The sequence below is a fragment of the Chitinophaga nivalis genome (genome assembly GCF_025989125.1).
GTDB lineage: Bacteria > Bacteroidota > Bacteroidia > Chitinophagales > Chitinophagaceae > Chitinophaga > Chitinophaga nivalis.
In genome coordinates this window covers 6764930-6783346 of the sequence record NZ_JAPDNR010000001.1, presented here as the reverse complement: position 1 = coordinate 6783346, position 18417 = coordinate 6764930, and the positions used below count along the sequence as shown (strand labels likewise).

The 18417-nt window shown below is 49.8% G+C and carries 1 protein-coding gene (running past both ends of the window); it reads left to right on the top strand.

This entire window lies inside a single protein-coding gene on the top strand: locus OL444_RS24745, encoding a non-ribosomal peptide synthase/polyketide synthase (RefSeq protein WP_264729151.1). The 89850-nt coding sequence extends 30859 nt beyond the window's left edge and 40574 nt beyond its right edge, so the window shows coding positions 30860-49276, spanning codon 10287 (partial) through codon 16426 (partial); the first complete codon in view begins at position 3. Both codon boundaries (start and stop) fall beyond the window edges.

The following is an 18417-nucleotide window of genomic DNA, read 5'->3' as shown; positions in this document are numbered from 1 at the left end:
ATGCGCAACAAAAATACCCTTCCCTGCGCCTGCGTTTTGGCTGGGAAGAAACGCCTGTGCAGATCATTGATAAAACAGGTGTGCCGGATTGGCGGTATCTGGATATCACAGTACATGCGACAGCAGACCGGCAACAATTCCTGCAGGATTTACAGACTGCCGACAGGGCAGTACCTTTTGATCTTACTGTGGGTAACCTGTTTCGGGTATATCTGGTAAAACAGGAGGAACAACATTATCACTGTTTGTTCAGTAATCATCATGCGATATTGGATGGCTGGAGTGTACCGGTTTTACTGGGGTATGTACATGAGGTGTACCTGCGGCTGTGTCAGGAAGAAACGGTTGTTTGCCTGCCGGATAAAAGTTATGAAGCCGCCCAGCAATATTTGCAGGAACACCGCCCGGATAACTATACCTACTGGGACGCTGCTATCAGACAGCTCGCGGCGAAAGAAGATCTCAGCAGTTTGTTGAAAGCGGAACAACGGCAGCTTGATTTACAAGACTACAGACATGTCCGGATACCGGAAGAGCTGACCTGGGAGATTGCCGATGAGCGTTACCACCAATTACAGGCCGTTTGTAAGCACGAAGGCGTTACCCTGAATGCGGTATTACAATATCTGTGGCATAAGCAGTTAAGTGTATATGGCAACAGTGAGGTGACAGTAACGGGTATGACAGTTTCGGGCCGTAATATACCGGTAGATGATATGGAGCAATCCGTAGGTTTATATATCAATACACTCCCGGTAATCCTGGAGCATACGACCGATAGCGTGATCGCTGTCATACAGCGGCTGCAGTCGCAGATCAATGAGGTAAACAGCCGTAGTGATGTGCGGTTAAGAAAGTTGCAGCAGCAGGGAGAACGGCTGTTCAGCAGTCTGTTTATATATGAAAACTATCCGGTGTCAGCTACCGCTATTTCATCCGGTGCATTGCATATTCAACTCCGTACCTCCGTAGAAAAACTGGATTATCCGTTGGTATTGATCGCCTATGAACAGGGTGGAAAAATCGTGTGTCACCTGAAATATGCAGGTGAGCTTTTCGATAAAACCAGGATGCAGCAGATATTGGATGGTATGCTGAATTTATTGGATCAGGTACTGACGAATCCTTTACAGGAGCATCATCGGCTGGCCTGGCTGAATGAAACACAGTACCACGAATTAATACATAACTGGAACGATACTACGCAGTTATATCCCGCAGATAAAACCATCCATCAGCTGTTTGAGGAACAGGCGGCACGTACGCCCGATCAGATAGCGTTGATCTATGAAGCGCAGCAACTGACTTACCGGGAAGTCAATGAAAGAGCGAACCAGCTGGCCGCTTATCTGCGGGCAACGTATGCTATTCAGCCGGATGATCTCATCGGTGTTTGTCTGGAGCGTTCCCCTTATATGCTGCTGGCATTATTGGGTATTCTGAAAGCCGGCGGCGCCTATGTGCCCATGGAGCCGGCTTATACAAACGATAGAATCGCCTACATTATCTCTGATACCGATACAAAGGTAGTGTTGACAACCGGGGAACATACAACCCGGTTGCGACAGCTGACTGCCGGTGCTTCGGTGGCGGTGGAGAGTCTGGATGATGTAAGTCTGCAGGCCTCCCTGACGACGGCTTTCCCGGCCGGGAATCCGGTGGCGATGGCCCATGCGCATCACCTGGCCTATGTTATTTATACCAGTGGTACTACAGGCAATCCTAAAGGCGTGATGCTGCAACATCAGGGTATCGTGAACCGTATTGTGTGGATGAACAATACTTATCCTTTGCTGGCAACAGACCGGATTTTACAGAAGACCCCATATGTATTTGACGTATCTGTTTGGGAGTTGTTCTGGGCCAACTGGTATGGCGCCGGTATTGTACTGGCGCAGCCGGAAGGGCATAAAGACAGTATTTATCTGGCCGGATTAATACAAGCAGCGCAGGTGACGGTCATACATTTTGTACCGTCTATGTTGAACGCATTTTTATCCGCTTTGGAAGAAGACCCATTGCTGCGGCAGGAAGTGGCGGGGCTCAGGTATATTTTCTGCAGCGGAGAAGCGTTGCTCCTGTCGCAGGTAAAAGGAGTGCACACACACTTACCACACGTAGCGATACATAACCTGTACGGGCCTACGGAGGCATCCGTAGATGTGCTGTTTTATGATTGTAGCAGCCCGTCCTTGCAGGAAGTACTGATAGGCCGCCCCATTGCCAATACCACGGCATATGTGCTGGATCAATACCAGTTGCCGGTACCGGTGGGCGCCGTGGGTGAATTGTACATCGGTGGCGCGGGTATTGCCCGTGGCTACCTGCATCTGCCAACGCTGACCAATGAAAGGTTTATGGAGAATCCTTTCCGGACAGCGATGGAAATAACAGCGGGTACTAACGACCGGTTGTACCGCACGGGAGATCTGGTAAGATACCAACCGGATGGTCACCTGGAATACCTGGGCCGCAACGACTTTCAGCTCAAGATCCGGGGGTATCGTATAGAACCGGGCGAAATAGAAAGCAGGTTGACTGCCTATCCGGGTATTAAACAGGCCGTAGTGATAGCCCGCGAACAGGCAAATGGCAGCACCAGGTATCTGGCCGGCTATTATGTAGCCCGTGAAGTATTGGACCCGCATGTATTACGTGCTTACCTGAGCGAATACCTGCCTGAATACATGTTGCCCGCTACCCTGGTACACCTGGAGGCATTCCCGCTGACGGTCAATGGTAAACTGGATCGTAAGGCATTACCCGATCCGGTATTGACAGATACAGATCATTACCAGGCGCCGGCCAATGAAACGGAAGCGCTGATATGTGCCATATATGGTGAGATATTAGGATTGGATGCAGGTACTATCAGCGTGCATGATGATTTCTTCCGGTTGGGTGGAGATAGTATCGTAAGCATACAGTTGGTTAACCGGTTGCGGCAGCGTGCGGGCATTCACGTTACCGTAAAGGATATCTTCCGGTATAAAACCATCGCCGCCCTGTATCATCACGTGATAGCCAATACCGTGTTCGATACCATTGGCTTACAAACAGAGCAGGGATTGTTAACCGGGGAGGTGCCGCTATTACCGATACAGCAATGGTTCTTCCATCAGCAGGAACTGGGCTTGTTACCGGCCGGCAATCACTGGAATCAATCTTTCCTGATACAGGTGCCGGTGTTGGACCAGCCCTTGCTGACACATAGTATACAACTGCTGATCAGCTACCACGACAGTTTACGGCTGCGTTTCATTACAGGAGATACAAAGGATACCTGCATCCAGTATTACAATGGTCAGGTGCCACAGGTACAGTTGCAATATGCAGATGTCCGGAAGCTGAATGGGCCGGATGCATGCCGGGATCTGTTCACAGACTGGCAACAACACTTTGACCTCGCTGGTGAGCAGCTGCTGCAGGCAGGATATGTAGAAGGGTATGAAGATGGCAGCGCGCGTATTTATTTCGCGGCCCATCACCTGCTTATTGATGCGATCAGCTGGCGTATGCTCTGCGACGACCTGAAAGCTATTTATACACATCTGCAAAAAGAAAAAAATACCGGTGCTTCCTGGCATACCATACCGGTGACTGAAATATTAGGCGCTAAAGGCAGCAGCTACCGGCAATGGGTAAACGTAGTAAGTACCTATGAAACCTTGTTCGCCGGAGAGGTGGCCGCAGAAAAAACATACTGGAATCAGGTCATGCAAGGCGTAGCAGAAAGTAACGCTACATTGCTGGCCCTGGCTACGGCGGCCCCGAATGAAGCCGCCTGCGCATTGGATACCCGACAGACGTCTCTGTTGCTGCGAAATATCCATGCTGTTTATCAGACAGAAGTCAATGATATATTACTGGCTGCGCTGGGGATGGCTTTATCTTGTCTGACCGGAGAATCCCGGCACCCTGTTTTATTGGAAGGGCATGGCCGTGAAGACATTGCTGCTGCCATAGATATTGCTCATACAACCGGTTGGTTTACCACCTTGTATCCGGTATCGCTGGTAACGTCCTCTGGTCAGTTATCGGAAACGCTGATACATACCAAAGAAATGCTACGGGGCATCCCCCGCAAAGGTATTGGGTATGGCGCATTACAGGGATACCTGAACACTGCGCTGCCCCGCATTTGTTTCAACTACCTGGGGCAGTTTGAGCAGTCATTACAGCGGGATAGTAAGGAATGGTTTATTACTGCCGAATCCAGCGGTATATCGGTGGCTACCGATAATCAGCTGTATGCAGTGTTGAATATAAATTGCCTGGTGACAGGCGGCCAGCTGCAATGCAGTTTTGCCGGTACGCTGCCGCCCGTGATGATGGCTTCACTGGCGATTGGTTACCGCGAAGCGCTGGAAATGCTCATCAGCTATCTGGAGCGCGCAGAACGTGGCTATTTAACGACCAGCGACATACAACAGGTGATCGCACAGTCTTACCTGGATCACCTGCAGGCAGATCGTGAAGTAACGGGTGTTTATCTGGCGAACAGCTTACAGGAAGGATTTATCTACCATGCTTTAAGCCAGGGGGAAGTAGATGATGCCTATCGCGTACAATTGAAATGGGAATACCGCCAGGCACTGGATGTAGCCGCCCTGCAGCAGGCATGGCGTTATGCACAGCTGCGCTATAGCTCCCTGCGGTTACGTTTTGACTGGCAGGATGCCCTGGTACAGGTGATAGATAAGACGGGCATATTGGACTGGCGGTTTAGTGACGTGAGTGGATTATCTGCTACAGAACAGGAACAATATATCGATACTTTATCGGCGGCAGACAGGGCCGAAGGCTATGACCTGGCTGGCGGTAACCTGTTCCGGATTTATCTGGTGCAATGCGCGGCGGGTCGTTATCATTGTATGCTGAGCAACCACCACGCCATATTGGATGGCTGGAGCCTGCCCATCTTGCTGGGATATGTGCATGAAACCTATCTGCAATTAAGTGCAGGCCTGACCGTTAGTGTGCAACCGGATCTCAGTTATCCGGCAGCACAGGCCTATTTGCAGGCGCATCGTTCGCTGAACCTGACCTATTGGGAAAATTATATCCGGCAACTGACAACGGTAGAAGACCTCAGCAGCCTGTTGAAACCGGAACAGCGTCACCTGCTGTTATCGGGCTACCGGCATGTGATGGCTCCGGAAGAAACTGTACATATCATCAAGGATGATCTTTACCGGCAGCTGCGGGCCTATTGTGCAGCACAGGGCCTTACCGTGAATGCGGTATTGCAGTATCTGTGGCACAAGCAGCTGAGTATTTACGGCCATACCGATACCACCGTCACAGGGATGACCGTATCGGGTCGTAATCTGCCGGTGGCGGATATTGAACAGTCTGTAGGATTGTTTATCAATACCCTGCCGGTTATCCTGGAACATACCGGCGGCAGTGTAACTGCCACTATTCAGGCCTTGCAGGCACATATCAATGAAGTAAACAGCAGAAGTGATGTGAGCCTGGGCCAATTGCAACAACAGGGTGAACGGTTGTTTAATACCTTGTTTATTTATGAAAACTATCCGGTGCCAGCCACCGGTAATGCGGCGCTGGCAGTGGTATACAAAGGCACTACCGAAAAGCAGGACTATCCGCTGACCGTAACCGCCTATGAGCGCGGTGGGGCCATTACGCTACGGTTGGAATATGCCGGTGAATTATTTTTCCGGGATATGATGCAGCAATTACTGGAAGGGATGATCACCATCCTGGAACAGCTGTTGCAGCAACCCGGTATAGCTGTTACGCAGCTGCGTTACCTGAATCAGGAACAACAACAGCAGCTACTATATGGCTGGAATGCCACAGCACAAAATTATCCGGCGGATAAAACCATTCCCGGAATTTTTGAAGCACAGGTGCTGCAGACACCGGAGCAGATAGCCCTGGTATTTGAAGAACAGGAGCTGACGTATCATGTGCTGAATGAACGGGCCAACCGGCTGGCAGCCTACCTGCGGGCAACGATCGCGATACAGCCGGATGAACGGGTGGTACTCTGCCTGGACCGTTCTCCGGAGATGATCGTCGCTATCCTGGCCGTCTTAAAATCCGGCGCAGCGTATGTGCCCGTAGATCCTGGTTATCCGGAAGAAAGAATTGTTTTTATAGTAACGGATACACATACACGTATTGTATTAACCCATGCGATGCATGCGGGTAAACTGCAACAGCTGCTGTCGCCGGTGTCTGTTGTCAGTGTAGATCAGGAAAGCCACTTTGAATTGTATCCGGCTGTAAATCTGCTCCATGGTATCCATGCCGGTCATCTCGCCTATGTGATTTATACCAGCGGTACTACCGGCATGCCTAAAGGAGTCATGATTGAGCATCGGGGAGTGGTAAACCTGGTAACTGATCTGACACAACGGTATGGATTTAGTGGGGAAGAAGTGATCCTGTTGATGGCCAACTATGTGTTTGACGCCGCAACAGAGCAGTTGTTGCTGGCATTGTTGAACGGCTATAAATTATTACTGGTACGTAACCGTATGTGGGAAGATGCTACTGCTTTTGTACAGTTACTGATCAGACAGCAGGTAACTTATCTGGAAACTACCCCGTCTTTCCTGGAGCAGTTTTCATTTACAGCAGTAACATCCCTGAAACGCCTGAATGCCGGCGGTGAATTCCTGAGCAGTGCTTTACTGGCACGTTTACGGGAGTCCGGTTTTATACCGATCAACTCCTATGGTCCTACAGAAACCACCATTACCGCCATTGCGCATATAGATGCGCAGGATAATAGCATTGGCCGTCCGGTGGCCAATGTAACTACGTATAACCTGGACCGTTATTTAACGCCTTTGCCGGTGGGAGCCGTTGGCGAATTGTTTATCGGCGGCGCCGGTGTGGCGAGAGGTTACCTGAACCTGGCCACGCTGACGGCAGCACGATTTATTGCCAATCCGTTTCAGACGGCTGCAGAAAAACAAAGAAATGTAAATGCACGGCTATACCGGACCGGTGACTTAGTCAGGTATTTACCGGATGGTAAGCTGGAATATATAGGTCGTAATGACTTTCAGGTGAAGATCCGGGGATACCGGATAGAGCTGCCTGAAATAGAGAACCGGCTGGCTGCCTGGCCGGGTATCCGGCAGGTGGTAGTGGTAGCTGCCAATACGACCACAGGAGATAATAAATACCTGGCCGGATATTTTGTAGCAGATACGCCGTTGGAAGAAGCGGTATTGCTGGCATGGTTAAGTGAATCGTTGCCGGAATATATGGTGCCGGCCGTACTGATACAGCTGGATAAAATACCGCTCACCATCAATGGAAAACTGGACCGGCGTGCATTGCCGGATCCCTTGTTTACAGATAAGGAACACTATCAGGCGCCGGAAAACGAAACGGAAGTACAGTTGTGCGATATCTATGGCGCTGTTTTAGGAACAACAGCAGCGACTATCAGCGTAGAAAATGATTTCTTCCGGTTGGGCGGTAACAGTATACTGGCTATCCGGTTGGTGAATCAGATACACCGGCAGTTGGATAAAACGGTGAGTGTAGCCGCTATATTTACCCACAGAACGATCCGGAAACTGGCCAATCTGCTGACGGGCGGAGACGCAGCAACAGTGAAGCCGGTCGTGATGCCTGTCGTAGATCCGGAATCACAGTTGTTATCTTTTGCACAGCAACGTCTGTGGTTTATTGATCAGTATGAAGCGGGTACAAATGCCTATAACATTCCTACGGTGCTGCGGTTAAGACCGGGCACAGATCCGGATCATATGTTGCTGGCGATGAAAGCAATTGTACACCGGCATGAAGTATTGAGAAGTCTCATTAAAACAACGGCAGACGGTGATAGCTATCAGCTGGTGATGAACGATACACTGGTGCCTTTGCCGGTTACCAAGCTGGATGTATTTGCGGTGGCGATATTGGAAGAATATTTATCGCAGGCCGTCAATCATGTGTTTAACTTGTCGGAAGAATACCCGGTATTAGTCACATTGTATACGCTGCACAAAGACGACTGGGAGGAAGAACATTACCTGAGTATTGTGTTGCATCACATTGTGGCAGATGGCTGGTCTTCGGATATACTTATACGTGAGTTATGCCACTTTTATGGCGCTTATGCCGGGGAGGCTAAAGAGGCATTGACCCCATTGCCATTGCAGTATAAAGACTATGCTTTATGGCAACGCAATTACCTGACCGGCGAGGTGCTGGACCGGCAGCTGGCCTATTGGCAGCAGCGGCTGGCAGGTTATGAACCCCTGTATTTATATACAGATAAACCAAGACCGGCGCAGTTCAATTATGAAGGTGCGGATGTATTCTTTATGCTGGATCAAAGCACCAGCGAAGCATTACGGCAGGTAGCGCGCGATCTGGAAATCAGTATGTACAGCCTGCTGTTGGGCGGGTATTATCTGTTGTTGTCTGCTTACAGCAATCAGCGCGATATCGTGATCGGTACACCGGTGGCGAACCGGCACTACCGGGAGATTACAGAGGTGATCGGATTCTTTGTGAATACGCTGGTGCTCCGGCAGGAAATAAAACCAACGCAACGATTGGTGGATTTTCTGCGGCAGGTAGGACAGGAAGTGGTGACTGCACAGCAGTACCAGGACTTGCCTTTTGAAAAACTGGTAGATACATTGGCCTTACCAGCGGATACTTCCCGCCATCCTGTTTTCCAGGTGATGTTTGGCATGCAGCAGTTTGAAAGTGAGTTACCGGCCGAACAACAATTGTTTGATTACTACAATGCGGCTACTTTATACCGGATTGCCAAATTCGATCTCAGTACGATGATGGAGGATGGTCCGGCAGGTATCAGAGGGGTGTTTAATTATGCTGTCAGCCTCTTTGAGCCGGAAACTATTCAGGGCTATGTGGCTACCTATCAGGAAATACTGAAAAGGATTGCGGCGCTTAAAAACATCGGCCACTGGTCTGTAAAGCTGGGAGACCTGCATTACCTGCCGGCTGCGCAATATGATACATTGATTTATCATCAGCCAGCACAGATCGCTTATTACCCGGCAGCTCAAACCATTCATGAGCTGTTTGAAAAGCAGGTAGCACTGCAACCTGATCAGCCAGCCATTTTGTTTGAAGCGCAGGAACTCACCTATCAGGCACTGAATGAAAAAGCGAATCTGCTGGCAGCTTATCTGCAGGATAAGCATCATATTCGCCCGGATGATCTGATCGTACTTTGTCTGGATCGTTCCGAGTGGCTGCCGGTAGCTATTTTGGGGGTGTTGAAAGCCGGTGGTGCCTATGTACCGGTAGATCCATTGTATCCTACAGACAGGATCAGTTATATCCTGCAGGATACACAGACAAAGGCGGTCCTCACCCGGCAACAATATCTGGCATCGTTGCAACAGGCGGCAGCAGATGGGCCATTAACGGTAACCGCAATCGATCAACCTGATTTTCAACAATCCTTATCTGCAAATTATACGACGGATAATCCGGTGTATCACTGCACACCTGATCAGCTGGCCTATGTCATTTACACCAGCGGTACTACTGGTAGGCCCAAAGGAGTGATGGCCACACACCGGAATGTGGTGCGTTTATTTGAAGCCACGAATGATTGGTATCATTTTGCGGCTACAGATGTATGGACGCTGTTTCATGCGTATGTGTTTGACTTTAGTGTATGGGAATTATGGGGTGCGTTACTGTATGGTGGTAAACTCGTGATCCCTACCTATGAGCAAACACGTGATGCGGGCCGCTTTTATGCGCTTTGCCAGGAGACCGGTGTAACGGTATTAAACCAAACGCCTGGCGCCTTCTACCTGTTTATAGAAGTGGCAGTTGCAGCAGCAGTAACATTGCCTGCTCTACGTTACGTCATTTTTGGCGGAGAAGCATTGAATTTGCAACAACTGAAGCCATGGTATAATTTTTATAAAGAAGATGCACCGGTATTGATCAACATGTATGGCATTACAGAAACGACTGTGCATGTGACCTATAAAAAGATACGGGTGGATGAACTGGATAAAGGCGCTTTAATCGGAGCGCTGATACCGGATCTGTATGCCTATGTATTGGATGATAACCGGAATCCTTTGCCGGTGGGTGCTATCGGAGAGTTGTACATTGGCGGCGCCGGGTTGGTACGTGGTTACCTGCATATGCCCGAACTCACGGCTGCCCGCTTTATAGACAATCCATTCCGTACCGTCGCCGCAAAACAAGGCGATGCCCATCATCGTTTGTATAAAACGGGGGATTTGGTGAGATACTTACCGGATGGCAGTCTGGAATATATTGGCCGTAATGATTTTCAGGTAAAGATTCGTGGTCACCGTATCGAAACCGGTGAAATAGAAAGCCGGCTGGCGGCTTATCCGGGTATCCGACAAGCGGTGGTATTGGTAAAAGAACATGCTACCGGCGATAAATACCTGGCAGGATATTATGTGTCGGCTACCGCATTTTTACCCGATGTTTTGCTGACTTATTTAAGTGCCTCCCTGCCGGGATATATGGTGCCGGCGGTGTTGGTGCATCTCGAAAAATTACCACTGACCATTAACGGTAAGCTGGATCGGCAGGCATTGCCAGCTCCTGTATTTACGACACAGGAACAATACCAGGCGCCTGCCAATGAAACAGAGGCATTGTTATGTGCTGTTTATGGCGAGGTATTGGGACTGCCGGCTACCGCCATCAGTGTGCAGGATGATTTCTTCCGCCTGGGAGGAGATAGTATTGTCAGTATCCGGCTGGTAAACCGGTTAAGAAAACGTTTAGGCATTCAGGTGAGTGTGAAAGATGTATTCCAATACAGGACAATTGCAGCGTTATGCCGGCATATTCTGTCAGGGCCAGCCACGCAGGCATTATCCTTATCCACGGAGCAGGGGCTGTTGTCCGGGGAGCTGGGCTTATTGCCCATACAGGAATGGTTCTTTCATCAGCTGGATGAAGGCTGGTTGCCTGTCTATTCGCACTGGAATCAATCTTTCCTGATACAGGTACCACCATTGAATAAAGACATCCTGACTGTGGCGATCGGGAAACTGATTGCTCACCACGATAGTTTACGTCTGCGGTATCGTATAGATGAAATACGGGGTGGATATATACAGTATTATGGAGAGATGCCCGCAGCGGTTCACCTGCAATACCTGGACATTCGTACCGTAGCAACACCGGTAGTGGTACATGATATACTCACCGGCTGGCAAAGTAATTTCGACTTACTGGGAGAACAGCTGTTGCAAACCGGTTACCTCGATGGCTATGCAGATGGCAGCGCCCGGGTTTTCGTTTCTCTGCACCATTTGCTGACAGATACGGTAAGCTGGCGTATCCTGTGCGAAGACCTGGAGAAGATCTATCGTTTACTGGAGGCAGCTGCATTGGCCGGAAATACCAATTGGACTGCCATACCAGTAAAAGAGATCCTGGGAGATAAAGGAACAAGTTATCGCCAATGGGTACACGAAGTACTGTCTTATTATTCCCCGGATGAAATAGCGTATTGGTCTGCAGTAACGGCTGGTATAGCCGCTGGTAACCGGCGACTGGCTACCCGGAAAACGACGGGTGTCAGTTATGCCGGATTTGCACTGGATGTAGCCACTACTACCTTATTGTTGCGGGAAAGTAACCAGGTATTTCATACCGGTATCAATGATGTTTTACTTAGTGCATTGGGTGTTGCATTGTCTGCTCTGACAGGCAGCAACAGTCATCATATTCTGCTGGAAGGACATGGCCGCGAGGAATTGTCGGCGGCCATTGATATCACCCATACTACGGGATGGTTTACAACGATGTATCCTGTGGAAGTAGTCACCGGAGAAAACGATTGGCGGACCGTGCTGGTACAGGTAAAAGAAATGTTACGGCAGGTGCCCCGTAATGGAATTGGTTATGGCCCGTTGATAGGCTATCTGCCCGCAGCCATGCCAGGCGTCAGTTTCAATTACCTCGGACAATTCGACGGACAGGAAGCCGGACAGACAACTGGTTGGTTCATCACGGGTGAGGATAGCGGAATGCCCGTAGCGGCAGCGAATAAGGACCAGTATCTTATTAATATCAACACCTGGGTTATAGGTGGACAATTGAAGCTATCTGTCTCCGGCAGTTTACCGGCCAGCGATTTGTCTGACCTGGCGCTGCGTTACCGGCAGGTGCTGGAAGAAATGGTGACCTACCTCAGTGCATCGCCGCGCAGTTATCTGACGGCAAGTGATGTCAGGTATATCATCTCCCAAAAATACCTGGATCAACTGCAGGTACCTGCTGAAATAACCGCTGTTTACCTCGCAAATAGCCTGCAGGAAGGGTTTATCTACCATGCATTGAATCAGGGAATCGCAGATGATGCTTATCGGGTACAACTGGAATGGGAATACCGGAATACGTTGGAGGTAGCAATGCTGGAAAAAGCATGGCAGTATGCACAGGCCCGTTACAGCACATTACGGCTGCGTTTTGGTTGGGAAGAAGAGTTGGTGCAGATCATAGATAAAGCCGGTACGTTAAACTGGCAGTATACCGATATAAGTGATCAGCCGGAAGACCGGCAGGAAGCGTGGCTGCAGGAATTGCGTACCACTGACCGGTTGCAGCCTTTTAGTTTGTCTGCAGGTAGCCTCTTCCGGATACACCTGATCAAACGGGATGCTACTACTTATCACTGTTTATTCAGTAATCACCACGCCATCCTGGATGGCTGGAGTATGCCGGTATTACTGGGGTATATACATACTACCTATCTGCAGCTGATACAGGGATTGCCGGTGAATACGATTGTTGAAGATACTTACAGCCTGGCACAGCAATATTTGCAAACCCATCGTTCTGATAATGAAAAATACTGGCAGCAGTATCTCACACAACTGACAACGAAGGATGACCTGACGGATTTGTTGCAACCTGCCTGCCGTTATCTGCATTTGCCGGACTACCGGCAGGTGAAATCGCAGGAAGAAATATCGCTGACAATCGGGGCAGAACGCTTCCGCAGGATGAAGGAAATCTGTACTACATACGGCTTTACCCGTAATGCCGTATTGCAGTACCTGTGGCATAAACAACTGAGTGTGTATGGTCATACCCGGCAAACCGTGGTGGGGATGACTGTCTCCGGCCGTAACATACCGGTAGATGACATTGAACACGCAGCCGGATTATTTATCAATACGCTGCCAGTGATGGTGGAACATCAGGAAGGCTGGGTGGTAGATAGTATCCGCGCATTGCAGTTACAGATCAACGAAGTCAATAACCGCAGTGATATCAACCTGGGTAAACTGCAACAGGCCGGAGAACGATTGTTTAACAGCCTCTTCGTATTTGAAAATTATCCCGCGCCGGCAGGACTGCCAGGTGAGAACCGTTTGGCAGTGGTGTTCCGCGGAGCGGTAGAAAAACTCGATTATCCGTTGGCGGTAGTAGCTTATGAAAGAGGTGAAACCATTGTGCTGGAATTGAAATATGCCGGCGAAATTTTTGAAGCAAAAATGATCCGGCAATTACTGGATGGCATGGTCTTTTTGTTGGATCAGCTGCTGGATAACCAGGAAATCGCCACTGATAAACTCGTTTACCTGGATGCCGCACAACAGGCGCAAATCCTTTATCAATGGAATCATACCAGCAACGCCTATCCGGCAGATAAAACCATCCCGCAATTATTTGAAGAACAGGTAAGACGTTCGCCGGATCATACAGCCGTAGTGTATCAGGATACACGGCTGACCTATCAGGAACTGAATGCGCAGGCCAACCGGCTGGCGGCCTATCTGCGTGATCATTACGTGATCACACCGGATAGTCTCGTTGTGGTATGTATGGACCGGTCGGCAGATATGCTGGTAGCCATACTGGCCATTTTGAAATCCGGTGCTGCTTATGTGCCGGTCGCACCCGATTATCCGGAAGAAAGAAAACGTTTTATCATTGCTGATACGGATACCAGCATCATATTGACAGACCCGCATCATGTATCCGCTTTGGTGCAACTGACTGCTGGTACAACGGTGCAGGTAATAGAGGCGTATAACGGGGAGGTGTATACGTTATATGCCGATTCTGATCAGCCGGCAGTGGCGGGGCCAGCTGATCTGGCCTATGTAATCTATACCAGCGGTACCACCGGCCAGCCCAAAGGCGTAATGGTACCACATGGGGGCGTTATCAACCTGATTACGGAACTGATTCCGTTGCATCAGCTGGATAAACACAGTAATATAGGCTGTTATTCCAACTATGTTTTTGACGCTTTTGTATACGAAGTATTTCCTGTGTTATGTAATGGTAATTGCCTGCATCTCTACAGTAATGATATCCGCACATCGCCGGCAGATCTGGCGGCTTATATCCGCAGACAGGATATTGCTGTTTCGTTTATCCCGCCGGCCCTGTTGCCGGAGTTCCTGCGACAGGCGCCTGCACTGGCGCTGATATTTACCGGAGGGGAACAGCTGCCCGATTTACAGGAGTTGCCATTTGATGGTGAAATTATTAATGAATACGGCCCTACAGAGGCCACGGTATGTACGACCTGGCACAGGTATAAGGAAGATAATAATGCCGCCAATATCGGGCGTCCTATTGCGAATGCAGTGGTATATGTACTGGATGACCACCAGGTGCCGGTGCCGCCGGGCGTGACAGGTGAGTTATATATTGGTGGTGCCGGTGTGGCCCGTGGTTACCTGCATTTACCAGCGCTGACACAGGCTGCCTTTATCACGAACCCCTTCCCGCAACCTGGAAATGCCGCCGCATTTTTGTATAAAACAGGTGACCTCGTACGGTATTTACCGGATGGAAACCTGGAGTATGCAGGACGTAATGATACACAGGTGAAGATCCGGGGATACCGCATAGAACCGGAAGAAATTGCACATCAGCTGGCAAGTCATCCGGCTGTACAGCAGGCCGTGGTGATGGCAAAAGAACTGTTTGGTGGTAACGGTAATTACCTCGTTGGTTATTATGTAGCGGAGGAAGCACTCCATCAGCAAGACTTGTTATATTACCTGGGAGAAAGGTTGCCGGACTATATGATTCCGCAGGTGTTGGTACCGCTGCAGGAGCTACCGCTGACCAGAAGTGGTAAGCTGGACCGGCAGGCGTTACCTGATCCTGTATTTACCGGCAGTGAAGACTATCAGGCACCCCTGAACGAAACGGAGGTAAAACTGGCGGTTATTTTCGGAGAACTGTTGGGTACAGATCCTGCTGGTATCAGTGTATACGACGACTTTTTCCGTCTGGGCGGTAATAGTATTCTGGCCATTAAAATGGTGAACCGGCTATATCAGCTGACGGGGCAAAGTATACCTATGACTGATGTGTTTGCCGGTAGAACCATCCGGCGTTTGGCAGCACAGCTGATCAGTGGGGATGGAACAACTACTAAAATAGTACCGGTGCCGGTAACAGATCCGGCAAAACAGGTGTTGTCTTTTGCACAGGAACGGCTATGGTTTATAACGGCCTACGAAACAGACAGCTATGCCTATAATATTCCGGTGGTATTGAAAATAAAGGCCGGTGTCAATGTGGATAGCCTGCAACAGGCGTTACGTGCGATTGTACACCGGCAGGAAGTATTGAGAAGTTATATCCGGATGAATGAAGCCGGTAAAGGATACCAGCAGGTAATGGACGACAGCGTATATCCTTTGCCGATAGCCGTGGAAGAAGTAGCTACCCGGCAGGCACTGGACGAAGGTATTAAACAGGCAGTATGCCATGTGTTTGAACTGGCAGCGGAATACCCGGTACGGGTGAAGCTCCATATTCTGCATACGGATAACGGGGCTACGGAAAGTTATATCAGTATCATATTCCATCACATTGCTTTTGATGGTTGGTCTGCTGATATTCTGCTACAGGAGCTGACGCATTATTATACGCATTACACTACTTCATTATCCGGTGAATGGCAGGCGGGGAATGCCGGATTACCGGTGTTGCCGGTGCAATATCGCGACTTTGCTATATGGCAGCGCGAATACCTGACCGGTACGGTGTTGGAAAAGCAACTGGCTTATTGGAAAACGCAACTGGCAGGTTACCAGCCTTTGTATTTGCACACGGATCTGCCGCGGCCTGCCAGTATAAACTATACCGGCGCCGACAAGCTGTTTACGCTGAGTGAAGCGGTGAGTGAGGACCTGAGAACAGTAGCCCGGAGACTGGGAGTGAGTATGTATAGCTTGTTGCTGGCAGGTTATTACCTGTTGCTGCGTAGTTATAGTAACCAGGAAGATATTGTGGTAGGTAGTCCTGCCGCCAACCGGCATCATCGGGAAACTGCTCCGCTGATCGGATTTTTTGTGAATACCCTGGCGTTGAGAACGGTGATAGATCCGCAGCAATACCTCACGGACTTTATTCAGCAAACAGGCACCCTGGTAGTAGGGGCGCAGTTGCATCAGGATCTGCCGTTCGAGAAACTGGTAGAGGAACTGGCGGTGGTGCCGGATACTTCCCGCCATCCTGTTTTCCAGGTGGTGTTTAGTGTACAGCAGTTTGGGAATAATGCTGCTCCGTTGCAACAACTGTTTGAACCGTATGAAATAGCCGCAGGTGTAACCGCGAAGTACGACCTGACGGTGATGCTGGACGATAGTACTGCCGCCATCAGTGGCGTATTTAATTATGCAACGGCATTGTTTGCACCGCATACGATCGCTGCCTATATGCATACCTATCAGCTGATATTGGGCCAGCTGGCGGCTTTGAAAGATAGTACCCAGAGTGGATTACGTGTCGGCGCGTTGCATTATCTGGATACCGCTACCTATGCCGATGTGATAGATCACTGGAACGCCACTACGAAAACCTATGCGCACGACACAACGATACAGGCGTTGTTTGCCGCGCAGGCACAACGTACGCCGGATCAGACAGCGGTGGTGTATGAAACACAATCGCTCACCTACCAGGCATTGGACGAGCAATCCAATCAACTGGCAGCTTACCTGCAGCAGCAGTTTGCCATTGTGCCGGATGAGCTGATTGTATTGTGTATGGATCGCTCTGTGCATATGCTGGTAGCCATCCTGGGTGTATTGAAAGCAGGAGGCGCCTATGTACCGGTATCACCCGCCTATCCGGATGAACGCAAAGCCTTCATTATACAGGATACAGCCACGAAAGTGGTATTGACGGATGCCATGAATGAAGCGGTTTTACGGGGGCTGTCTCCGGCTGTATTACGTGTGGATGAACAGGAGGCATATGAAACCATAACGTTTGCAGCAACAACAGCCGTGAAAGCCCATCACCTGGCCTATGTAATTTATACCAGTGGTACTACGGGTAATCCTAAAGGGGTGATGGTACCGCATCGTGGCGTGATTAACCTGATCACCGCCCTGATTCCGCTGCACCAATTAGATCAGCATCAGCACATCGGCTGTTATGCCAATTACGTGTTCGATGCCTTTGTATATGAGGCTTTCCCGGCATTATGTAATGGTAATACCCTGTATTTATATAGTGAAGATATCCGTACGGCATTGCCGGAATTGGTGGCATATATAGCGGCACATGGGATTGCGGTTTCGTTTATACCACCAGCTTTGTTGCCTGCTTTCCTTAGCTATGATCCCGCGTTGCAGCTGATCTATACCGGTGGGGAACGATTACCGGATCTGCCGGATTATCATTTCAAAGGCACTTTGCTAAATGAATACGGCCCTACAGAAGCAACGGTGTGCGCTACGGTTCATCCTTACCGGCATGGCGACAGCAGTGCCAATATCGGCCGGCCGATTGCCAATACCCGGTTGTATGTACTGGATCCTCATTTAGTACCGGTGCCGGTAGGTGGCGTAGGAGAATTATATATCGGCGGCGCTGGTGTGACGCGTGGTTATTTACACCTGGAAGCATTAACGACGGAACGTTTTATCCCCGATCCTTTTACCGGAGCGGATGCTGGTCGTTTATACCGGACAGGAGATCTGGTGAGATATTTACCGGATGGTAATCTGGAATATATCGGCCGTAATGATTTTCAGCTGAAAATAAGAGGCTATCGGATAGAAGCCGGCGAAATAGAAAGCCGGATAGCGGCTTATCCGGGTGTTACGCAGGCGGTCGTGACGGTGTACACAGCTACACCGGGTGACAGTAAGTATCTGGCCGGATATTATGTGGCAGCAACGCCTTTGGATGAGACGCTCCTGCAGGCATACCTGAGCGAACACCTGCCGGATTATATGGTACCTGCCGTGTTGATACCACTGCCGGCATTACCACTTACTGCCAGCGGCAAGGTAGACCGGGCTGCATTGCCAGTGCCGGTATTTACGGGAGAAGCCGGCTATCAGGCGCCTGCCAGCGAACTGGAGGCGCAACTGTGTGCTATCTATGCAGAGGTATTAGGCTTACCGGTAGCACAGGTAGGGATACAGGACGACTTCTTCC